The 21,777-nt window shown below is 40.8% G+C and carries 17 protein-coding genes and 1 pseudogene; 10 read left to right on the top strand and 8 right to left on the bottom strand.

The annotated features are described in order from the left end of the window. The 6 genes and pseudogenes from H5232_RS05755 to H5232_RS05730 form a co-directional block, all read left to right on the top strand. Positions 1 to 163, top strand: a pseudogene (locus tag H5232_RS05755) (tRNA (N6-isopentenyl adenosine(37)-C2)-methylthiotransferase MiaB); the annotation flags it as partial. A 50-nt stretch (positions 164 to 213) separates the two neighbouring features. Beyond that, positions 214 to 1,275, top strand: coding sequence for a PhoH family protein (locus tag H5232_RS05750; RefSeq protein WP_145240623.1), 1,062 nt, complete (start codon positions 214 to 216; stop codon positions 1,273 to 1,275). A gap of 4 nt (positions 1,276 to 1,279) precedes the next feature. After that, on the top strand, positions 1,280 to 1,738 hold the full coding sequence (gene ybeY / locus H5232_RS05745) for an rRNA maturation RNase YbeY (RefSeq protein ID WP_145240621.1): 459 nt from the start codon (positions 1,280 to 1,282) through the stop codon (positions 1,736 to 1,738). A gap of 22 nt (positions 1,739 to 1,760) precedes the next feature. After that, complete coding sequence (corC, locus tag H5232_RS05740) at positions 1,761 to 2,642, top strand: CNNM family magnesium/cobalt transport protein CorC (protein ID WP_149980717.1); 882 nt, start codon at positions 1,761 to 1,763, stop codon at positions 2,640 to 2,642. Then, entirely contained in the window at positions 2,623 to 4,203 is a 1,581-nt protein-coding gene (lnt, locus tag H5232_RS05735; protein ID WP_182740483.1) for an apolipoprotein N-acyltransferase, read from the top strand. Before corC ends, lnt begins: the two co-directional genes overlap by 20 nt. 80 nt (positions 4,204 to 4,283) lie before the next feature. After that, the gene (locus H5232_RS05730; protein WP_182767665.1) at positions 4,284 to 5,510 is read left to right on the top strand and encodes a hypothetical protein; all 1,227 of its coding nucleotides are present in this window, start codon (positions 4,284 to 4,286) and stop codon (positions 5,508 to 5,510) included. A gap of 85 nt (positions 5,511 to 5,595) precedes the next feature. Here H5232_RS05730 and H5232_RS05725 read toward each other — a convergent pair whose 3' ends face one another. Together H5232_RS05725 and H5232_RS05720 are read right to left on the bottom strand one after the other, a co-directional pair. After that, the gene (locus tag H5232_RS05725) at positions 5,596 to 6,582 is read right to left on the bottom strand and encodes an RDD family protein (protein ID WP_149980720.1); all 987 of its coding nucleotides are present in this window, start codon (positions 6,580 to 6,582) and stop codon (positions 5,596 to 5,598) included. A 67-nt stretch (positions 6,583 to 6,649) separates the two neighbouring features. Next, the gene (locus H5232_RS05720) at positions 6,650 to 7,366 is read right to left on the bottom strand and encodes an enoyl-CoA hydratase/isomerase family protein (protein WP_246175492.1); all 717 of its coding nucleotides are present in this window, start codon (positions 7,364 to 7,366) and stop codon (positions 6,650 to 6,652) included. A gap of 252 nt (positions 7,367 to 7,618) precedes the next feature. Between H5232_RS05720 and H5232_RS05715 the strand changes: the two genes are divergently transcribed. Next, the gene (locus tag H5232_RS05715; protein ID WP_182740485.1) at positions 7,619 to 8,269 is read left to right on the top strand and encodes an NAD-dependent epimerase/dehydratase family protein; all 651 of its coding nucleotides are present in this window, start codon (positions 7,619 to 7,621) and stop codon (positions 8,267 to 8,269) included. 132 nt (positions 8,270 to 8,401) lie between these two features. Here H5232_RS05715 and H5232_RS05710 read toward each other — a convergent pair whose 3' ends face one another. Continuing rightward, positions 8,402 to 11,653, bottom strand: coding sequence for a S41 family peptidase (locus H5232_RS05710; RefSeq protein ID WP_182767666.1), 3,252 nt, complete (start codon positions 11,651 to 11,653; stop codon positions 8,402 to 8,404). A 165-nt stretch (positions 11,654 to 11,818) separates the two neighbouring features. Next, on the bottom strand, positions 11,819 to 12,556 hold the full coding sequence (locus tag H5232_RS05705) for a hypothetical protein (protein WP_182830632.1): 738 nt from the start codon (positions 12,554 to 12,556) through the stop codon (positions 11,819 to 11,821). Positions 12,557 to 12,643: 87 nt separating this feature from the next. Between H5232_RS05705 and H5232_RS05700 the strand changes: the two genes are divergently transcribed. After that, positions 12,644 to 13,156, top strand: a complete 513-nt coding sequence (locus H5232_RS05700; RefSeq protein WP_182718119.1) for a CIA30 family protein — start codon at positions 12,644 to 12,646, stop codon at positions 13,154 to 13,156. A gap of 34 nt (positions 13,157 to 13,190) precedes the next feature. Here the strand turns inward: H5232_RS05700 and H5232_RS05695 are convergent, their stop codons facing one another. Continuing rightward, the gene (locus H5232_RS05695) at positions 13,191 to 13,718 is read right to left on the bottom strand and encodes a hypothetical protein (protein ID WP_145240584.1); all 528 of its coding nucleotides are present in this window, start codon (positions 13,716 to 13,718) and stop codon (positions 13,191 to 13,193) included. A 382-nt stretch (positions 13,719 to 14,100) separates the two neighbouring features. Here H5232_RS05695 and H5232_RS05690 point away from each other — a divergent pair, with 382 nt between their 5' ends. After that, positions 14,101 to 15,540, top strand: coding sequence for a sugar porter family MFS transporter (locus H5232_RS05690; RefSeq protein ID WP_220491345.1), 1,440 nt, complete (start codon positions 14,101 to 14,103; stop codon positions 15,538 to 15,540). 45 nt (positions 15,541 to 15,585) lie between these two features. Here the strand turns inward: H5232_RS05690 and H5232_RS05685 are convergent, their stop codons facing one another. The 3 genes from H5232_RS05685 to H5232_RS05675 form a co-directional block, all read right to left on the bottom strand. Continuing rightward, entirely contained in the window at positions 15,586 to 16,062 is a 477-nt protein-coding gene (locus H5232_RS05685) for an FKBP-type peptidyl-prolyl cis-trans isomerase (RefSeq protein ID WP_149980730.1), read from the bottom strand. 2 nt (positions 16,063 to 16,064) lie between these two features. Then, positions 16,065 to 18,473 carry a Lon protease family protein gene (locus H5232_RS05680; RefSeq protein WP_182740487.1) on the bottom strand — a complete coding sequence of 803 codons (2,409 nt, stop codon included), beginning with the start codon at positions 18,471 to 18,473 and terminating at the stop codon, positions 16,065 to 16,067. 81 nt (positions 18,474 to 18,554) lie between these two features. After that, entirely contained in the window at positions 18,555 to 19,013 is a 459-nt protein-coding gene (locus tag H5232_RS05675; protein ID WP_145240558.1) for a zinc ribbon-containing protein, read from the bottom strand. 175 nt (positions 19,014 to 19,188) lie between these two features. Here H5232_RS05675 and leuS point away from each other — a divergent pair, with 175 nt between their 5' ends. Next, on the top strand, positions 19,189 to 21,777 hold the full coding sequence (gene leuS / locus H5232_RS05670; protein WP_145240556.1) for a leucine--tRNA ligase: 2,589 nt from the start codon (positions 19,189 to 19,191) through the stop codon (positions 21,775 to 21,777).

Genomic DNA, 21,777 nt, shown 5'->3' with positions numbered 1-21,777 from the left:
AACTGAGGCACTGCCAAACTCTTTACGCGGTGACTTAATTCGTACAGAATCCCAAATGAACTTACGCCGTGCGGTTGCTCCTGCTGATATTTTAAGTAAAGCAGCACAACCAGAGCCGCAAGCCACCCCTGATGAATTAGGTGTTGCAACTTTCGTTCCTTAGGCGAAACTTACTGTGCCAGCCTCGCTGGCACATCAAAACAGGAAGCAATTTTGAGTAATCAATTAAAAAAATTAGAGATTTATTTAGAACCCTCCGACAACAAACGTCTTTCATCTTTATGTGGCCCGTTTGACGAAAACATCAAACACATTGAACGCCGCTTAGGTGTTGAAATTACTCATCGCGATAACTATTTTAAAATCACCGGTAAAACCACCAGCGCGTTTGCAGCGATGGAAATCCTCAAAGACTTATATGTCGAAACTCAGCCAGTACGCGGTGTTATTACTGAAATTGAAGCAAATACCGTACATTTAGCCATTAGTGAGTCAAATGCATTAGAGCAAGATGAGCTAAACGAATATGGCAAAGAGGTGATGATCAAAACTCGTCGTGGCGTAATAAAACCACGTAACGACAATCAAGGTCATTATGTATCGAATATATTTCGTCACGATATCACCTTTGGTATAGGGCCTGCTGGCACAGGTAAAACCTACCTAGCTGTCGCCGCAGCAGTTGATGCTTTAGAGCGTCAAGAAATACGGCGTATTTTATTGACCCGCCCTGCTGTTGAAGCCGGTGAAAAACTGGGGTTTTTACCAGGTGATTTAAGTCAGAAAATCGACCCATACCTGCGCCCATTGTACGATGCCTTATTTGAAATGCTCGGCTTTGAAAAAGTCGAAAAGCTGATGGAACAAAATGTCATTGAAGTCGCTCCACTTGCCTTTATGCGTGGTCGCACACTTAACGATGCCTTTATTATTTTAGATGAAAGCCAAAATACCACGGTTGAACAAATGAAAATGTTCTTAACCCGAATTGGTTTTAATTCAAAAGCAGTGATCACCGGCGACATTACCCAAGTAGATTTACCCCGTGGTGCGCGCTCAGGGCTTCGTCACGCCATTGAAGTACTTAGCGATGTAGACGAAATAAGCTTTAACTTCTTCCAATCACAGGACGTGGTGCGCCACCCTGTCGTGGCACGTATTGTTGAAGCCTACGAACGTAACGATGAAGCAGAACGACTCAAACGCGCCGAAAAACAACGTGCTAAAGACTTGCTCGCAAACCAAGAGCAAGCGCAACCTTCGACTAAAGAGTGATGCCGTGAACACTGAACTTGATTTACAAATAGCGTGCGAGTTTGATAACTTGCCTAGTCTTGAGCAATTTGCGCTGTGGGCTAATAAAGTGCTTAGTCAATACCGTGACGAATCAGAGCTGAGTATTGTTATTGCTGATGAAGAGCAAAGCCAACAACTCAATAATGACTACCGTGGTAAAGATAAACCAACCAATGTGTTGTCGTTTGAATTTGAAGCGCCAGCAGGTATAGAGCTACCTTTGGTGGGTGATTTAGTTATTTGCCCAGCCATAGTGTTAGCTGAATCAATAGAGCAAGAAAAGTCATTTCATGACCACTTTGCCCATATGGTGATCCACGGATGCTTGCATTTACTTGGATTTGACCATATAAAGGATGAAGATGCGACAGAAATGGAAAGCATTGAAAAGCAATTGCTTGCCGAATTAGGCATAGCAGACCCATATCGGGACGATATTTAAATTTACGGAGCAAGTAGACGCAATGAGCGACGATAACTCGCAGACTAGCCAGGGTTCTTCTGGCAAGACCTGGTTGGGTAGAATTACCCAAATGTTGCAAGGGGAACCCCAGAATAGAGAAGAGCTGGCTGAAGTAATTGCCGATGCGCAAGTTCGGGATGTCATTGATCCTGAAACCAAAGAGATGATCGAAGGTGTGCTCGGTGTGTCAGAGTTAAAAGTGCGAGATATTATGATCCCGCGCTCACAAATGATCACGCTCGAAGTGGAAGCGCCGCTAGAAGAACTCATTCCAATGATGGTCGATTCAACTCATTCACGTTTTCCAGTGGTGTGTGAAGATAAAGACCACATTGAAGGCATTTTACTAGCAAAAGATCTATTACCACTGATCCTCAATAAAGATGATCTACTGCCATCATTACGTGATTATTTACGCCCAGCCGTTGTTGTGCCAGAAAGTAAGCGTGTTGATACGCTACTTAATGAGTTTCGCCAACAGCGTTACCATATGGCGTTAGTAATTGATGAATACGGCGGTGTATCTGGTTTAGTAACCATAGAAGATATTCTTGAGCTCATCGTCGGTGAAATTGAAGATGAACACGACGAAGAAGAGCAACTAGATATTCGTCAACTTGCAAAGCATGTGTTTGTTGTTCAAGCACTTACTCCTGTTGATGATTTTAACGAATATTTTAAAACTGGCTACAGCACGCAAGACGCTGATACCATCGGTGGTACTGTTTTACACGCCTTTGGGCATATGCCTGGCCGTGGTGAAATAATTGATATAGATGGCTTACAATTTAAAGTAACCAATGCCGATAATCGTCGATTATTGCAATTACAGGTTACAGTGCCAAAGGCTGATGATAACGACAGTGAAGACACTTCTGACTAACTGCCTGCATTTAGCAAAAGATAAAAAAGCATGGCTCGCACTGGTTGCGGGCCTCTTTTTAACCTTGTGTTATGCCCCTTTTGAGATTTGGCCCCTCACGTTCGCCTGTTTAGCATTAGCGATATACAGTACCCACACACATAATTCTGGGCAGCAATATGGCAAACTAGCCAGTAAACGCGCCGCCAAATATGGTTTTATATTTGGCCTCGGTTGGTTTGGCGCAGGTATCAGTTGGGTGCATGTCTCCATTGCCACCTTCGGCGGTATGCCACTGGTAGCCTCAGTGTTACTGATGGTGCTGTTATGTGCTTATTTAGCTATCTACCCGGCTTTAGCCTTTATGTTTGCCACACGCTTTGCCAGCGGCCCTAGTAGCTACGGTTTATTATTACTCTCAGGCTTTGCTGTCACCGAATACTTACGCGGTGTGGTACTCACCGGCTTCCCTTGGCTAAGCTTTGGTTATACTCAAACCGATAGCCCACTTAATCTACTCGCTCCAGTAATTGGTGAGTTTGGCTTAACCCTTGTATGTATCGCGATTGGTTTTGCGCTCTATCGCCTGCTGTTTATTAGAGACTTTAAAGCCACAGCAGCCACTGTAATTAGCATCGCTGTACTATTCGCTATTACTCACTACACGCGCAATAACAGTTACAGTGATAAAACGATTAGCGCCTTACTGGTACAAGGTAATATCAAACAGCATCTGCGCTTTGACCCGAGTGAATTTTGGACCACAATGAGTAAGTACCAAGATATGACTCGACCACACTGGGATGCCGACTTAATCGTTTGGCCAGAAGCTGCAGTGCCTGAAATAGAAGCACTTGCAGATAGCTATTTAGCAGGCTTAGATAGCGCAGCCTCATTTAACAATACTGCTCTCATTACAGGTATTGTTGACTATCAGCGCGACACTAAAGCAATCTTCAACACATTAATTGTACTTGGTAATAAAGAGCAGGGTGACGAACATGGTCATTATCAATACTTAGGTAAAAACCGTTACCAAAAACACCAATTACTTCCCATTGGTGAGTTTGTGCCATTTGAAGATATATTGCGCCCTATCGCGCCATTATTTGACCTACCCATGTCATCGTTCACTCGCGGCGACCAAGTTCAAAATAACTTACGTGCTAATGGCTTAAATATATTACCGGCTATTTGCTACGAAATCGCTTTTGCTGATTTAGTGCGTGGTAATTACCACAATGATTCGGATATTTTATTTACTGTAAGTAATGATGCCTGGTTTGGTGCCTCCCACGGCCCCCACCAGCACATGCAAATAGCCCGTATGCGCGCCCTTGAATTGCAACGCCCGCTTATTCGTGTGACCAACAATGGTATCAGCGGCGTATACGACCCAATCAGTCAAATTCAAGTCAGCATGCCACAATTTGAAGCCGACACCCTTAAAGTTAATATCAAGCTAATCCAAGGCGACAGCATCTATAGTCAATACGGTAACTTGCCTGTGTGGTTATTTATTTTTAGCATTACAATCGCAGCATTAATCGTAAAATTTAAATATAAAGATAATCATCGTTAAATATATTCACTAAAAGTAATCACATAATTGATATATTTCATCTACATCAATTGTCGTAAATATAATAACAAGGAAGTCGTATGTTATGGATTAACACCCTATGCAAACAATCAATTACACAGCACATGGCCAGAGTCAGGCATTTTATTCTGTTCGTATTGATGGTTACTATCCCCTCCTTGGGTTTAGCCGCTCAATATGAAGTCAGTTCCAAGGATGAGTTACAAGCTCAATATCAGTTATTACTAGAGTTAAAAGCTGAAAATGCTGTTTCAGAGAATGTGTTTACTGAAAAATCTACTTTTTTACATCAACAAGCACAAACGAACTTTCATTTTGACTTAGACAGTGGAACATACACCTCCGACATACCGATTGGTAATGCCCATCAAATTAGCAAACAACCTTCACCAATATCTGACACCGAGCAGCGTATTGATAGTTTCACTACCGCGCTATATGCTATTTCAGCTTTGTTATTATTGGCCTTAATTGGCAAAATCATGTCGTCTTTCCCACCATTACTCAACGAACTTTTGATTTACGGCGCGTCCATCATTTCGCTCATTTTTTTCCACTACGAATATTGGCTACTGGTTGCAGGATTCTCTTTAGGCAGCATTGTTAGCTATTCGGTGCTAAGTCGCATTAGTGACGATAAAGAAGAAGCTAAATGGGTAGGTTGGCCATTAGCTATTACATTCGCAGCGCTGGCCTTAATATTTGATAACAGCATCTTTGGGTTTTGCAGTGTATTAGCCTTGTTATCAACTTTTGGTTTTATGATATTAGTTGCTCCAGGTAGAGTAACCGTCGGCAGCCAAGATGAACGCGTTGCACAATCTGTTTATTTAACTGCGCTTAGTTTTACGTTAACTCTATTAGCTTGGTTAGTATTTTATACCGATTGGTTCGCGCCTTTACTCGAACTAAGGCAGCCTCTACAATCTTTTGAACTTGGTATGCTCACGTTACTGCCACTTGCTTATTTTTCAGGGATCTCCCAACTTAGCTTTTTCTTATTAAAAGAAAAACCTTGGCTACGCTTTAGCGCTGAGCTTATCGGTTTAATTAGTGAAATAGCAGTGGTCACAATTGCGCTGTTATATAAACTTGATACCATGTTTTGGATAGGCGCATTATTTTTGATGTGGAACTTTCTGGACAAGTTTTATCGTCTGATTTATAAACATGTTAGCTATGTTTCAGCGTGTACACTATTCGCGCTGTTTTTTGCCGGCATTAGCGCACTCATAAAATCAAATATCGATGTTATTATGCCTTATTTAGAGTTTTTAGGACTGTGAACCTCACTAAATGCCCTATTTTTCATAAATAGGGCATGCTCTGTATATTAATCCTTTCTATAAAACTTACTTAGAGTCTAACTATCTATTTAACAATCGCTTTAACTGTCTCTTCATTTATTAGCTGATTTATACTGCCTTTAATAACCACAGTTGCTGATATTTTATCTTGAATGGCTTGGCGGTTCGGATCCCAATAAACTTGTAAAAAACCTAGTAACCCAGTTGCAAACCCTGCGCCGTAGCCACCGTATCGGCCAAACGCATCCCATAAACTTAAATCTTCGCCACTAAGTGCGACAACTCGGATATTGCATACTTTTTTACCCGGTGTTTGGCCACGCCAAAGCAGCGAAAATAATGTAAAATATACAGCAGCCCAACCAAAGCCAAGACCTAAATCTTGAATGATTCCTTTGCCCCACTGTAAAATACTATTCACAGGTGCAGCTTTAACAGGTGCGTCTTCAGGTGCAGAAGTCTGCTCATCAGCTTCAACCATTACTTTCAATAATAATCGGGCAACCTGATCGTTATCAGATTCATCTATTTCAGCCAATTGTGGCACTTGAGTAACTAAATTAGCAAGCGCATTGCTTTGACAAGCCTGATCGCAATTTTGACTTGGTGCTGTTTGCATTAAATAAGTATTTATCTGTTGTTTTTCCTCTGCATTTAATGGTGTTTCGCGTTTAATTCTTATCCCTTGAATCGCAGTATCATCCTCAAAAAAATCGATTGCGATTGCAAGCACTGAGAGTGAACTTATAAATAATATACTGGCAGCAGTTATTTTTAATACTCTTCGCCAAACAGTCGACATTGTTGGTAAGTATTTTTGCGCTGTGCCTTTATAAAAAGCCATTGCAGCTACAAATGCGATTACAGCAGCACTGATCTTAGCCGCGAGAAAAATTAGCGCTACATCGATTACCATCGCGAGCGCGCGGCGAGTCGGTGAAGCAAGTGGCAGTCCCAATAATGCTTGATCTATTTTAAATGCATAGGGCGTAATAACTTCCTTAGTTTCAGCAGCTGTTAATGCTAATTGTTCTATTTGTTTCGCTTTCATTTACGCCTTTGTCCTTAAAATTAAATAGGTATCTTTATTTAGATTGTTATTGAGAGCAGCCTATAGCTCAAACCATCAAAGCTAGATTATCTATAAATGGTTTATTTTCTTCATTTATCACACGAATTATTTCTTTGTGTAAACGTTTTTTGTGCTCAGCAAAAATGGCGCGCTTTTTATCAAATGTAGCGGCAAACGCCATTGCGTCCGCTAATAGGCTATCTTGGTCTGTTGAGGCTTTTTCTATAACGTGATCAATTGCAAGTTCTGCTCCAGAGACGCGACGCCCTGTCAGTTTCATTTCGTTAAAGCGATAGTAAGGGATCGCTTTTTTCACAAAAGCAATCATGCCAGGTAAAAATGGGATCGATAAATCCACTTCAGGGAAGCAAAAAAAGCCGCGATCGCCGCGCATAAATCTAAAGTCACACGCGCACGCTAAAATTGCACCGTTACCAAAAGCATGACCATTAATGGCAGCGATCACTGGCATAGGAAAAAGCAGTAAGGTTTTAAATACATCGTCCATATCGTACATAAAACCACGTATTTCATCGGCCTTTTTTGCTTGCATAGCAGGTAACAACCAATCAGTATCAATGCCTAAACTCCAACACTTATCATCATTTGAGGTGATCACTAGCGCTTTGTGGTTTTGGTTTTCAACAACCTCTGCTAACGCTTGTTTTAGTTGATGTGCAAAATGTGGATTTTGGCGGTTTTCGCCGTTTGTTAAGGTTAAAACCGCAACTGTATTGTGGGTGGCTAACGTCATCATTGTCATCAGGAGGCCTTTCATTGTAGAGAGTCACGGTGCGCACTTTGTATTATTTTTTTACAACGTGATAAATAAGTTAAATATATAATGCCATGCTTAGCGCTTAAATAACTAGAATAACTGTTTAAAAAATAAGTATTACTATTAATCTTGTGTTCTTTGTTATGAATAATCTAAAAGGTTGTTATACAAGTAACGATCCATAACAATGGTTACAACATACTTTGGCTATTTGCTAGGGCTATCAAAGGAGAATGTATGAGTAATGTAGCTATTGTTGTCGGTGCAACTGGCTTAGTGGGCAGTCACTTAGTTGAAGAATTAATTATGGCAACTCATATCAGTAAAGTTATAACCCTAACGCGTCGCCCTATTAGTTATAACAGTGACAAAGTCGTTAATCATGTAGTGGACTTTAACCATTTAGCTCAACACGCTGCGCTTTTTAAAGCGGATATATTATTTTCATGTTTAGGCACCACCAAAAAAGCCGCTGGCTCTATTGCCGCTCAGCGTAAGGTTGATTTTTATTATCAGTTAAAAGTCGCTGAACTTGCTGCAAAACACGAAGTACACCATTACTTGCTAATATCCTCCAGTGGTGCAAATGCCAATAGTGGTAACACATATTTACAAATGAAAGGTGAACTTGACAATACTGTCAAAGAACTGCCATTTAAACGCATTAGTATTATTCAGCCATCGTTATTACTTGGCGAGCGTAATAACGAATTTCGTATTGGTGAAAAGCTTGGCAGTGTATTGTTACCAATTTTATGTATGCTACCTGGTTTAAGAAAGTATCGCCCTATCACGGGCAAACAAGTTGCCTTAAAAATGTGTAATATCAGTAAACAATCAGGTGATGGTGTTGAATATTTTAGATTAGATGAACTATTTAACAGTTAAACTTCAGTACGTATTTTATACGTTCCTTTTCGCCATAAATGGCGACCGGCAAATTTAAATACGAACTTCAGCGCAAAAAGCTATAAAAAAGCCAGCAAATGCTGGCTCAGTTATTAATACCTATTAACCTTACTACTTACCAAACTCTGTTGGAGCTGGCGGCACAATCAAGGTTTTTTTCGGGTTTGCCTTAAGCTCTTTTAACAGCTCTTGTACGGCACGCTCAATCGACGGATCTTGCCCAGCTTGAATAAGCTCTGGACGGTCAATCACTTCGATATCTGGGCTTACGCCTTCATTTTCGATGATCCAGTTACCGTCATTATCGAGTATTCTAAAGGTGGCAGCAATAACTGAACCACCATCCACAAGTCCTGGGTTACCAGAGATACCTATTAACCCACCCCAAGTGCGAGTGCCAATTAGTTTACCTAAACCTGCTTGGCGGAAGTAATACGGTAGTGCGTCACCACCTGAACTTGAGTAGCCGTTGATCAGCATGGCTTTTGGTCCATCATGGGCAAACTGTGGTGTTTTAGTTGGCTCAACGCCACGACGCTTCCAGTAGTTAAGCGGTTTGCGTGCCAGCCAAGTGATCATATGCTCTGGGATAAAACCACCGCCATTGTAGCGATCATCTATGATCATTGCTTCTTTGCTAGTTTGCGGTAAAAAGTTTTTAAATAACGAACGATTACCTTCGTAATGTGTGTTTGGCAAATGTACATAACCAATACGACCGTCGGATAGTTTATCGACGTATTCAGCACGGCTATGCGTCCATTGTAAATAACGTAAGCCGGTTTCACTTGCGATTGGTTTAACTGTTACCTTCCAACTTTTTTTCAGGCTCGGGGATTTACTAAGCAATAACTCAACCGATTTACCTTGGGTGTTTTCAAGTAATTCATAAAAGTTAATCACATCTTTTACTGAGCGACCATTTACCTCAACAATATAGTCACCAACGCTTGCGTTAACGCCCGGCTCGTTGAGTGGTGAACGGAAGTTTTCGTGCCAATTTTCACCTTTAAAGATATTTTCGATTTTTACAAAACCGGATTTATGCGCGCTAATTTCTACGCCTAATAAACCATGCTGTAAACGTGTTGCAGTTGGCATATCGCCAGAGTTGACATAAATATGCCCGGAGTTAATCTCGCCGGCAATTTCGCTTAGCACATAGTCAAGGTCGGCGCGATGTGCGATTGCATCAGCCATTGGTTGGTAGCGTTTTAAAATAGCATCCCAATCTTGGCCGTGGTGATTTTCATCGTAGAACCAATCACGTAATGTCCGCCAGCCTTCACGATACATTTGCGCCCACTCTGTTTGCGGGTCAATTTTTAGTATCATATTTTGCAAGTCTAACTGGGTGGCTTTTAAATCTTGCTCAGCGGCTGGCTTAATTACACTGTAATTATCACCTGAGCGAGCAATGATATGCTGCGCATTCGCTGATATTTTATAGCTATTAACCCCCTTCGCTACGGTGGCAATTTCGCCATCGACGGCAATAGGTATTAATTTTAGCTCACCCGCAGAGAGTGTTAATACGCCATCTTTTACAGCAGTTAAAGCACTGTAATTTCCGGCCAGAGCATTTAGAGCGACAACGCGGTCCATAAAACCATCACTTTCAATATAAGTGCTTAGCGGTTTAGCTGACTTGTCATCGTCTTTATTCGCTTTCGAGTCAACAATACTTATTTCATCAGTCAGTGGCGCATTCAGCGGTTTAATTTTGCTATTGACAGCAACAGCATAAATTCGCGTGGCATTATTAAACATGTAGTCAAATTCATAACTACTAAAAGTTAAGTTAAAGTCGCGCTCTGAAGTAAAATACAATTGCTGACCATCAGGAGAAAACGCAGGATTTCGTTCACTGCTCATATCGTCGGTCAGACGTGTAACTTGTTTGTCTTTTAAATTGTAATGCCATAATGAGGCATAACGATTTTCGTTATTTTTAACAAATACAACATCTTCACTATTAGGTGACCAAATATACGTAGTTAAGCCATCTTCTTCATACTTGGCGGTATCAATTTTATGCTGCTTGCCGGTTTTTATATCAAGCCACCATAAGGTGTGATTTAGATCTGCAAACAATAGCTTTTTGTTGTCCGGAGACCAAACAGGGTCAAAACGCCAAATAGTGCCATTAGTTGTCAGTTGTTTAACCTTGTTGTTATTAGCTCGGTCTTGGATATAAATTTCGTACTCACCACTTTCATCACTCATATACGCAATATAACGGCCATTTGGTGACCACGAAGCGGCAATTTCACGCCCTTTAGGCGTATGGCTTAAATTGCGTGTTGGGCCATTTTTAACGGGTACTGAGAACAGCTCTCCGCGGGCACTAAAAACCACACGCTTACCATCATGGGATACATCCATCGAATCAATAAAGCCAGCCACATTTTTGCTATAAGGCATGGTATATTCACGATTTCCCTGTACGTTAATAGTCAGCTTTTCTTCACGCTGCGTTGCATCGTCAAAACGGTATAAATAACCACCATTCTCATACACTATGGCATCTGGGCCTGCCGATGGCCAAAGCACATCAAAATCCGTGTGATTGGTCACTTTCACTGGTGCTTTACCGTCTTGATGCTTATATAAGTTTAAAGTGTATGCTCTGTCTGAGACATAATAAATATTATCATGCACCCAAGTAGGCTGCTGATCTGTGGCTTTATCGGTAGTTAACTGCGTAGACTTGTTGTGCTCTAAATCATAGATCCATACATCTTGTGCGCGGCCCCCTCGCGTGCGCTTCCAGGTACGAAACTCGCGATCAATTGGTGTATATACGTATTGCTTACCATCAGGCGATAACATGCCGCCACCCGTTTCAGGTATGGCCAATGGCTGCTCTAAGCCACCATCGGCAGGCACCATGTAAGGACGTCCCACACGCTTACCATAAGGTGTACGGTTTGCTCGAAACACTATATGTTTACCATCAGGCGTCCAATCAAGGACACGATAATCATAGCCACCACGAGGCGGCATCACACCAACATCGTTATAGTAAGTCAGCTGTTTTAGATCACTGCCATCGCGATTCATTACATATATTTGGCGGCTACCATTGTACTGTGCTGAAAAAGCGATCCTTTTCCCATCTGGAGAAAACTTAGGGAATGTTTCAAAACCAATGTGATCTGTTAAGCGCGTGCTGTTACCCGTTTTGATATTTGCTATATAAATATCACCGGCATAAACAAAAGTAACCGACTCTTTATGAATATCAGGGAAACGCAATAATCGCGTATCTTGAGTATCATAAGCCGCGGCCATGGGTGAGAATGTAGGCGCAACCGCAATCGCTATTGCGGTTAAAAAAGTACGTAATTTCAACTTAACCATCCTTATGTTGTTATTTTATATCATCATAACAACATAAAAATGGATTGCAGCTTTGTTCGGCAAATAACTGTAACAGAGTGTAAATAACCTGAACAATATTTATAATCAGTGTCTTAGTAATTCTCTTAATCAGAGGTCAGGTTAAATAATACTCATGAGTAATAGTTATAGTCCTCCGACTTTAAGTAGCTGCCTTTTATCAATCACTTTAAAAGTAGTTAAATCAACAAGCATTGAAAACACTTCAGCATTGTCTATAAACAACATAAACAAATTGCCTTGCTCATTAACAGCATGCTCAAGAATGCGGTCGTAGCCTGTGAGAACCTCGCTATAACCACTGCCATCAATTTTACTTAACGCAAAAGTGCTTTTATCTTCGTTGCTTAAAAGGCCGTCGTTATTTGTGTCGTTTTTAATAACATGATAGGCAATACCCGCCGCTTTTGACTGCGAATCAAATTCAGATAAATACAATGGAGAAATATCAGTGATCAACTGATCTGTCGTATCAAAAAGCCAATTTGCATAGTTTGTTTTACCATTGATAAACATCACATTTTTTGACCGTGTTGGCCTATTTTTATAATAAGAGGAACCACTAAAATTTTCTACAACTTGCCCTAACCCACGTTCGGTATCGGCTTCAACCGTTAACTTTTCAGACTCAAGCTCTATATAATAAAAGTCCGTTTCTCCTACTCTTCGCGGGTAGCCCAAACGCCACTTTTCTTCTTCGTTTTTGTCATCTGCTAAATTTAATGCCGGTGGCTCAACGTCGTTATCATTAAATACTGTTGTAACAAGTTGGACTGAAATTAACGCAGTAGCAATTAAAACCCCGACTAATAAAATAATTCCATTTAAGTTCCATACCCATTTAAAAAATTTATCTGAATTCATGCTTTCCCTATTTTTAAAAAAGTGATCAATTTATCTGAACATACGTATTATTGAGCTTATCTATAACACAAAGCTTTGCGATAAAAAATGAAAACAAACCCTACAACTAGTTTGCCCTTACTATCAGGTTCCGGCGATTTAATTCTGCACTGGCAAATAGTTAATGACTCAGTAATGGGCGGTTTATCGACCAGCCAAGCTTATGAGAAGGACAATAGCTTAATTTTTACAGGCAACGTTTCTTTTGAAAATAATGGAGGCTTTGCTTCAATACGCACAACAATAAACACTAATAAAGAAAACGCCAATCTCATATCTTTACGGTTCAAAGGAGATGGTAAAACGTATCAACTTCGCTTAAGAACGAGTCAGTACCTAGATGGGCCAGCGTTTACTGCTTCGTTTGCAACATTAAAAGATCAATGGCAAGTCGTTACATTCTCACCAACTGACTTTAGTCTTACTTACCGTGGTAAAACCTTAGAGCAGCAACCAGAGTTAACGTTCAAAGATGTACAACAATTGGGCCTTATGATCGCCAAAAAGCAGCAAGGTAATTTTAAACTTGAATTAGCGCATATTAACTTTGAGCTTAAATAGCGTAAATTAAGCTGCTATATTGGAAATATTAAAATTATTTTTTAAAATCATATTCTTCGTTACCTCGCTTTTTAAGTTCTGTGATAACCATTTCTATCATCTGTTTCTTTATTTCTGCGTGGTTGGACTTTAGCTCATTAAGTTGCTGAACTAATATATCAATTTGCTCTTGCTGTTGAGAATCTCGGTATTTTTTCGCACCAGTATGCTCAGGATCTATTTTTAAATTTTGCGCTTCGGTATTTTTTTCCAGCTGTATAAAGTTGCTATTGTGGCTTTCAAGCTTGAGATTTCGCTGAATTGGATCTTGTTTTAATTTATTAATTTGTTCTTGTAGCACGATGATCTTTTGAGCGAAATCTTCATACACTTTTTGTAAATTGTTATACTGTTCAGCAAAATTCACATCATCTTCGCTATACTCTTGCGCTTTAGCATCTAAAAACTCAGACAAAATATATTCAGGCTGTTCTGTTTGCGCTGCTTGTTCTTCAAGTCGTTTTTCGTATTTACTTTGAAACCCATGAGCTTCAGGAATAGTAATAACAGGTAAGATCTTCATATTTCATCCTTAAAATTATCCTGGTAATAATATCGGCACAAAATAATAAGACTTTAGCTTTCTTCTCCAAAAATATTACCCTTTGTTATTACCCAAATGCTAGGAAGCTACTAATGGTTAAACTCTAAAAGCAAATATTTTAGCATCAAAGACTGCAACATAACTTTGAGCCACTATAGCTATACATACTGATGACGAACGTTTGAAGCAAGTACACGTTGCAGGCATGTTCAAAACTGGCGACGTTAAAGGTCTACTCGAAGTGCTTAATAATAACTTTAATATTAGTTATGAAAGAGTCAGCCCCGATAAAATCATGTTAAAATATGCGTCGCCTCACACTACTATATAATTCGTTACAACAATAACCAGGTATATCACCATGACAACACCTTTATCGTCGGGCAAGATTAATAGCCCGAATCACTCTTTATCAACAAACACCGATTCTCTACTTTACGTTATATTTATATCTGGCGTTGCAGCAATTGGTGGCTTTTTATTTGGCTTTGACTCCGGGGTTATCAACGGAACTGTGTCGGCGCTTGGCAAAACATTTAACTCAAGCAGCGTCGCAACAGGGTTTAATGTTGCGTCGGTTTTACTGGGTTGTGCTCTTGGTGCGCTGATTGCGGGCCCGCTTGCTGATAAATTTGGTCGCCGCTCAATTATGATCATCACTGCAGTAATATTTGCCATTAGCGCGTTTGGTTCAGGCATTGCAGACAGCTCCGCTGAATTTATTTTTTATCGTCTATTTGGTGGTCTCGGTATTGGCGCTGCATCTGTATTGGCACCCGCTTACATTGCTGAAGTCGCACCTGCGGCTTTGCGTGGACGATTAGCAACACTGCAACAATTAGCGATTGTACTTGGCTTATTTGCTGCTTTTTTAAGTAATTACCTGATCGCTTCGGCGGCAAACGGCGCTGAAGGTATTTTTATTCTTGAGCTGGCGGCTTGGCGCTGGATGTTTTGGGCAGAACTTGTACCTGCAGGATTATTTCTGTTGGGAGTATTATTTATACCAGAGTCGCCGCGTTATTTAGTTGCCCAAGGCCAATTAGAAAAAGCCAAAGCTGTATTTAAAAAAATATCCAATGATGATGCCCAATCACAAATAAACGATGTTAAGCAGTCACTTCATGGCGATAAAAAACCAAGTATTCGTGACTTATTTATTGACGGTAAAAAGAAAATACACCCAATCGTATGGGTTGGTATCGCTTTGTCTGTTTTTCAGCAATTTGTAGGCATTAATGTGGTCTTTTATTACGGCTCTGAGCTTTGGCAAGCAGCGGGTTTTGATGAATCACAATCTTTATTCATCAATGTATTAGCGGGTACTACCAATATTTTATCTACTTTTATAGCAATTGCGCTTATCGATAAAGTAGGCAGAAAACCATTATTACTAGTAGGTAGTATTGGTATGTTTATTAGTTTAAGTGCATTAACTTATACCTTTGGTAGCGCAGGCCTCGATGCGGCAGGTAAACTTGCATTAACTGACAGTATGGGCACGTTTGCACTTATCATGGCTAATCTCTTTGTGGTATTTTTTGGCTTAAGCTGGGGACCTGTTGTATGGGTACTATTAGGCGAAATGTTCAATAATCGTATTCGAGGGGCTGCTTTAGCTGTTGCAGCAAGTGCGCAATGGCTTGCCAACTTTACAATTACCATGACCTTCCCGATTATGCTCGGTAGTATTGGTTTAGCTGGTGCCTATGGGTTTTATGCTATTTCGGCCTTTATTAGCGTATTTTTTATTGTTAAATATATAAAAGAAACACGTGGTATCAAGCTAGAAGCCATGTAAAAGTTGTTTAAAATGGCGAATGTATTTATTTCGCCATTTTTTCAACTAAGACTCTACTTTAAGTAATTCAACTTCAAATATAAGTAAAGAGGCTGGAGGAATACTGCCAACACGTTTTTCACCGTAAGCTAATTGATGAGGGATATAAAAGGTGTATTTATCGCCTTCACTCATCAGTTGCAAGCCTTCAGTCCAGCCTTTTATTACCTGATTTAAACCAAAACTGATTGGGCTATTACGCTCAACAGAACTGTCAAATACACTGCCATCTAGCAAAGTACCGTGATAATGCACATTCACCATGCTAGTTGGGCTTGGTCTTGCCTCACTACCACTGCTGCTAACAACTTTATATTGCAGACCAGATGCGGTCTCAATAACCCCTTCAACCTTGCTGTTTGCCACTAAAAAGTCGGCTTCGATTTGCGCATTAGCGACCGCTTGTTGCTTTACTTTTTTGCTATTTTGAAAAATCAAAAAGCATAAAATGGCGATGATAATCGCCAAAATAATGTTGATCATGATTATTCTTTCTCGTGTTCTTTTTCGTCGTTATCGCCATTAACGATATCTGCAATTTCACTTAAACGGGCTAAGGCAATGCCGTTAACTGAGTTTTCAGGATATTGCCCGTCGCTCAACTCGCCTGCTGCAATATCCATCAGTAAATTAAGCGCTTGGTCAACCGTTTCAACTGCATAAATATGAAACTTGCCAAGCTCTACTGCATTGAGGATCTCGTCATCAAGCACTAAGTTTACTTGATTTGATTTAGGAATTATTACTCCTTGCGCAGACGTTAAACCACGCATTTTGCAAAGCTTAAAAAACCCTTCAATTTTTTCGTTTACACCGCCAATGGCTTGCACGTCACCGTGCTGGTTAATTGAACCAGTCAGTGCAATTGACTGGCTAATAGGTAAGCTAGTAATTGCAGAAATAAGCGCACACAACTCAGCTAATGACGCACTGTCGCCATCAATGTAGCCATAACTTTGTTCAATGGCGATATTAGCACTGAGCGTTAAACTAAATTGCTGCGCATATTTATTACCTAAATAGCCCGTCAGTAGCATGACACCTTTGGAGTGAATGGCTTTACCCAGCTCAGCTTCGCGCTCAACGTCAATTACCCCATCCGCACCAGCGTAAACCGTGGCGGTGATCCGTGCCGGAGTACCAAAAGAAGTATCGCCAATGTGTAATACTGTTAAACCGTTTACTTTACCTACAGCATGACCGTCGGTGGCAATTAAGGTATGCCCTTCTTTGATATCGCTGAGCATATTTTCGCTAATTTGCCCAGTACGATATTGCTTGCCTTCAATCGCTTCATCAATATGATGGGTATCAATTAAAGTTAAGTTATCTTGCTTGGTATAAAAGCTGGCTTCTGCCACTAGCTCTAACACATCAGCAAAACGAGCTGAAAGCTTATTGTGATGTTCTGCTTGGCGGTAGCTAAATTTCAGTAATCGTGCCATCGCTGACTCAGTTAGACTACACTTTAGCGTCTGCTCACAGTACTCAATCACTTTAGTGATAAATTGATACTGTAATTTATCACTGCTTGGCAGGTAATAATCAAAATCGGCTAACACTCTAAACAGCTCAGCAAACTCTTCGTCATATTCACCGATGGTGTAATACAACTCACGCGAGCCGAGTAAAATAATTTTTACATCAAGCGGGATCAACTGTGGACGCAAGGTAAAGCTACTGCCAACAGCACTATCTTGATACGGTAAATCATTTTTGATTTGATGAGTTTTTAATGACAGCTTTAAACCATCCCACACTTGTGGATTAGCCATCACTTTTTCAGCGTCCATAATCAAATAACCACCGTTAGCGCGATGCAGTGCCCCCGGCTGAATCGATCGATAACTGGTGATCAATGAGCCTTGTGAAGTAGCATATTCAATTTTGCCAAAAATATTACCAAAGGTAGGATTTGGCTCATACACCACAGGGGCAGCATCACCTTCTTTAAATTCAACTAAAATATTAGGTGCAAAAAAGTCGGTAAGCATCCCTTTACGGTCAAAATCTTCTTTGTTTTCGTCGCTAACATCTTCATCATCGAGCCACTCAAGTACCGCATCAATAATTTCCACGCGGATGTCTTTTAGATAGCGTAATACTCCAATGTGCGCAGCATATTTATGTTCAAGATCTTTTAGTAATGGCTTAGTAGCCAGCTCTGCGGTGGATTTTTTTAAATTACGGAGTTTTTCAGATGATTCACGTTTCCAACGAGGCAACTCAATCAGTGCCTCAATGAGTGCATCTTCGAGTTTTTCAATTACTTCATAAAATTGTTCACGCAATTCATCATCAAGCTCAGCAAATTCAGCATCGCTTAGTTGTTTGCCATCAATCAGCGGGGCAAATCCAACCACACTTTTTTCTTCAATTAAGGCAACACTTTGCTCAAGCGCGGCAATTTCCACAGCAGTAATTGCGCTATCGTAAGCGTCGTTAAATTCACGGTCGATTTTTTTCTTTTTACGCTGGTACGCTGGGTTATCAAACGCTGCAGGAAAGGTGTCGAGTACTTCATCAATAAATGAGTCAATATCATCAGCTAACTGTTTACTTTGACCTGCTTGTAAAAACATTGCGATAGGCTCGCGGTGGTCGTCATAATTATTAACGTATAACCACTCATTTGGTGTTGGCCGGCCTTTGCTGTGTGCTTGAAGTTTATCTTTGACTAAGGTAAACCGACCATGCGCGGCCTCCCCCATTACATACACATTGTAACCAGGTAATTCCATCCCTAACGAGAAATCAAGCGCACTTTGCGCCCGCTGTTGACCGATGAAAGTCAAGGTTTCAGGATATGGATTGTTCATGCACGTTTGTACATGATTAAGTGAAATTGTCGGCGCAAGGGCCGACACAGATAAAGGCAGCAGTTTCTTCGTCATTCTAACTTCTTTTTATACCAACATATTCGTTGATTTTGTAAGGTGGCATCAGTGCACTAAAAGGCACTGTTCACTAACTATTTAAGGTTGTAGTGCCTTGCGGCTAAAGTAGATACCATCACATTGCGAACACGCTGTAATTTGCGTAGCGTGGTAAATATCATAACTATATTGGCAATTCTTACATACTAATGTGCCCATGGCTATCCATTCGCCTTGGTGATATACCCCATTGTGCTTAAAATCTTGATTTAATGCTTGCCACTCAAGTTGAGTTTTGTCTTCGATATGTGAAAGTTCAAACCACAAAGACTCTTTAAGCTCTTGCCATGCAAGGGAACCATAGTGTTGATCGTGCTCTTGGATGTGTTCAATATCGCGCTTTAAATATTCACTGTATAAAGTTAATTTTTCTTGTCCTAAATCTTTTAGCGCTTGTTCAGATTCAATAAACTTATCCATCGCATCTTTTAGCTCATGATCTTTTACGTCTTTCAACCATGTGCTCAAATCTGTTAACCACGTCTTATAATCAGCCATTGTTTACTCCTTCAGAACTGTGTTTAGCGAACCTATACCTTACACAAGTATAGGTTAACCTGCCCTGAAAACTAATTTCATATAAAATCCACTGATTTGACGCTGTGATTAGTGCTTTTTTTGGGGTATCCTAACGGCAATTTTTTATTAGTTTGCAAGAAGTCTGGAACCGTAGATGCAAGAGCAATATAACCCGCAAGACATAGAGTCAAAAGTCCAAGCCTACTGGGAAGAAAACCAAGTATTTAAAGCCACTGAAGACGAGAGCAAAGAAAAGTATTATTGCCTTTCTATGTTCCCTTACCCAAGCGGCCGACTCCACATGGGTCATGTGCGTAACTACACGATTGGTGATGTTGTTTCTCGTTTCCAACGCTTGCAAGGCAAAAACGTAATGCAACCTATGGGTTGGGACGCGTTTGGTCTACCGGCTGAAAATGCGGCAATTAAAAATAAAACTGCGCCAGCAAAATGGACCTACGAGAACATCGATTACATGCGTACCCAACTTAAGCAATTAGGTTTTGGTTATGACTGGGATCGTGAGATCGCAACTTGCCATCCAGAATATTACAAATGGGAACAGTGGTTCTTCACTAAGCTTTACGAAAAAGGCCTAGTGTACAAAAAAATGTCAACGGTAAACTGGGATCCAGTAGACCAAACAGTACTTGCTAACGAGCAAGTTATTGATGGTCGCGGTTGGCGTTCAGGTGCTGTAGTTGAACAAAAAGAAATTCCACAGTGGTTTATTAAAATCACTGACTACGCGCAAGAGCTACTTGACGACTTAGACAAGTTAGAAGATTGGCCAGAGCAAGTTAAAACCATGCAGCGCAACTGGATTGGTCGCTCTGAAGGGTTAGATATTGAGTTTAAACGCACCGATAACAACGAAACATTCAGTGTTTATACCACTCGCCCTGATACCTTTATGGGTGTGACTTATGTTGCTGTTGCAGGCGGACACCCTATCGCACAAGAAGCAGCTAAAAATAGCGACGCTGTGGCACGCTTTGTTGATGAATGCAAAAACACCAAAGTAGCTGAAGCAGATATGGCGACGATGGAGAAAAAAGGCATCGCAACGGGCTTTTTTGCTACTCACCCACTTACCGGTGAGCAAGTACCAATTTGGGTTGCCAACTTTGTATTAATGCATTACGGCTCAGGTGCTGTAATGGCCGTACCCGCGCACGACCAACGGGACTTTGAATTTGCTACCGCTTACGGTTTAGACATCAAACAAGTCATTGCACCTGTCGCAGGTTCAGATCTTGAAGTAAACCTAAATGAAGCGGCATTCACTGAAAAAGGTGTGCTGGTAAATTCAGCTGAATTTGATGGCCTTGATTTTGATGGCGCATTTAAGGCTATTGCCGACAAACTTGAAGCACTGGGTGTTGGTGAGCGTAAAGTAAACTTCCGTTTACGTGATTGGGGTGTTAGCCGTCAGCGTTATTGGGGTTCACCAATCCCAATGTTAAGCGATGAAAACGGTAACGAACTTGCTGCGACTGAAGATATGCTGCCGGTGCGCTTACCAGAAGACGTGGTAATGAACGGTGTAACATCGCCAATCAAAGCAGATCCACAATGGGCTAAAACCACGGTTAATGGCGCTCCTGCGTTTCATGAAACTGACACCTTTGATACGTTTATGGAATCATCTTGGTACTACGCACGTTACTGTAGTCCACGCCATGACAAAGGTATGTTAGATCCAGCTGCGGCAAACTACTGGTTACCAGTAAACCAATACATTGGTGGTATTGAGCACGCTATTTTACATTTATTGTACTCGCGCTTTTTCCATAAATTATTACGTGATTTTGGCTTAGTTAATTCAGATGAGCCATTTGACCGCTTATTATGCCAAGGCATGGTACTTGCCGAAACATTTTATCGTAAAGATGAAAAAGGTGGCGACATTTGGATTTCCCCTAGTGATGTAAATACTGAAACCGACGACAAAGGCCGCGTGACTAAAGCATGGCATAAAGTTGACGGCGAGCCAGTATTCTCATCAGGCATGAGCAAAATGTCTAAATCAAAAAATAACGGTATCGACCCGCAACAAGTTATCGCTCAATACGGCGCTGATACGGTACGTTTATTTATGATGTTTACCGCACCACCAGAGCAAACGCTTGAATGGTCTGATTCAGGTGTTGAAGGGGCACATCGTTTCATTAAACGTGTATGGAAATATGCGGTTGATGTAAACACTGTTGGTTTCCAAGCATTAGACAAATCAGCATTAAACAACGAGCAAAAAGTGCTTCGTCGTGAGCTGCACAAAGCAATTGCAAAAGTGACTGATGATGTTGAACGTCGTCAAACATTCAACACTGCCATTGCGGCAATCATGGAAATCTCAAACAAATTGTTAAAAGCACCTTTAGCTGACAAACAAGATGTAGCGATTGCCAACGAAGCGCTTGAAGCGCTGCTAATTATGCTTGCACCAATTACGCCGCATTTGTCACATCAATTGTGGCAAGAATTGGGTAAAGAAGGCGATATTTTAGATGCGTCTTGGCCCGTAGTTGATGAGTCTGCCCTTGTTGAAGATGAAAAACTGATCATCGTGCAAGTTAACGGTAAACTACGCGCAAAATTAACGGTGCCAGCCGATGCTACTAAAGAGCAAGTAGAAGCACTAGCATTTGCTGAACCTAACGTATCTAAGTTCACTGATGGCGTAACAATCCGTAAGGTTATTTACGTACCAGGTAAACTACTTAACGTGGTTGCTAACTAA

The organism is Pseudoalteromonas sp. SG41-5, from assembly GCF_014164495.1.
GTDB classification, from domain to species: domain Bacteria; phylum Pseudomonadota; class Gammaproteobacteria; order Enterobacterales; family Alteromonadaceae; genus Pseudoalteromonas; species Pseudoalteromonas rhizosphaerae.
Note: the sequence above shows the minus strand (reverse complement) of the source record. Positions and strands in the feature narration are given on the sequence as shown.

Bases quoted from the DNA above. Each gene is read 5' to 3' on its own strand.
- H5232_RS05720 (WP_246175492.1), bottom strand. From the start codon at position 7,366: ATGACAATGATGACGTTAGCCACCCACAATACAGTTGCGGTTTTAACC.
- H5232_RS05680 (WP_182740487.1), bottom strand. From the start codon at position 18,473: ATGACGAAGAAACTGCTGCCTTTATCTGTGTCGGCCCTTGCGCCGACA.
- H5232_RS05700 (WP_182718119.1), top strand. From the start codon at position 12,644: ATGAAAACAAACCCTACAACTAGTTTGCCCTTACTATCAGGTTCCGGC.
- H5232_RS05725 (WP_149980720.1), bottom strand. From the start codon at position 6,582: ATGAAAGCGAAACAAATAGAACAATTAGCATTAACAGCTGCTGAAACT.
- H5232_RS05695 (WP_145240584.1), bottom strand. From the start codon at position 13,718: ATGAAGATCTTACCTGTTATTACTATTCCTGAAGCTCATGGGTTTCAA.
- H5232_RS05710 (WP_182767666.1), bottom strand. From the start codon at position 11,653: ATGGTTAAGTTGAAATTACGTACTTTTTTAACCGCAATAGCGATTGCG.
- H5232_RS05730 (WP_182767665.1), top strand. From the start codon at position 4,284: ATGTTATGGATTAACACCCTATGCAAACAATCAATTACACAGCACATG.
- H5232_RS05675 (WP_145240558.1), bottom strand. From the start codon at position 19,013: ATGGCTGATTATAAGACGTGGTTAACAGATTTGAGCACATGGTTGAAA.
- leuS (WP_145240556.1), top strand. From the start codon at position 19,189: ATGCAAGAGCAATATAACCCGCAAGACATAGAGTCAAAAGTCCAAGCC.
- H5232_RS05685 (WP_149980730.1), bottom strand. From the start codon at position 16,062: ATGATCAACATTATTTTGGCGATTATCATCGCCATTTTATGCTTTTTG.
- H5232_RS05690 (WP_220491345.1), top strand. From the start codon at position 14,101: ATGACAACACCTTTATCGTCGGGCAAGATTAATAGCCCGAATCACTCT.
- corC (WP_149980717.1), top strand. From the start codon at position 1,761: ATGAGCGACGATAACTCGCAGACTAGCCAGGGTTCTTCTGGCAAGACC.
- H5232_RS05715 (WP_182740485.1), top strand. From the start codon at position 7,619: ATGAGTAATGTAGCTATTGTTGTCGGTGCAACTGGCTTAGTGGGCAGT.
- H5232_RS05705 (WP_182830632.1), bottom strand. From the start codon at position 12,556: ATGAATTCAGATAAATTTTTTAAATGGGTATGGAACTTAAATGGAATT.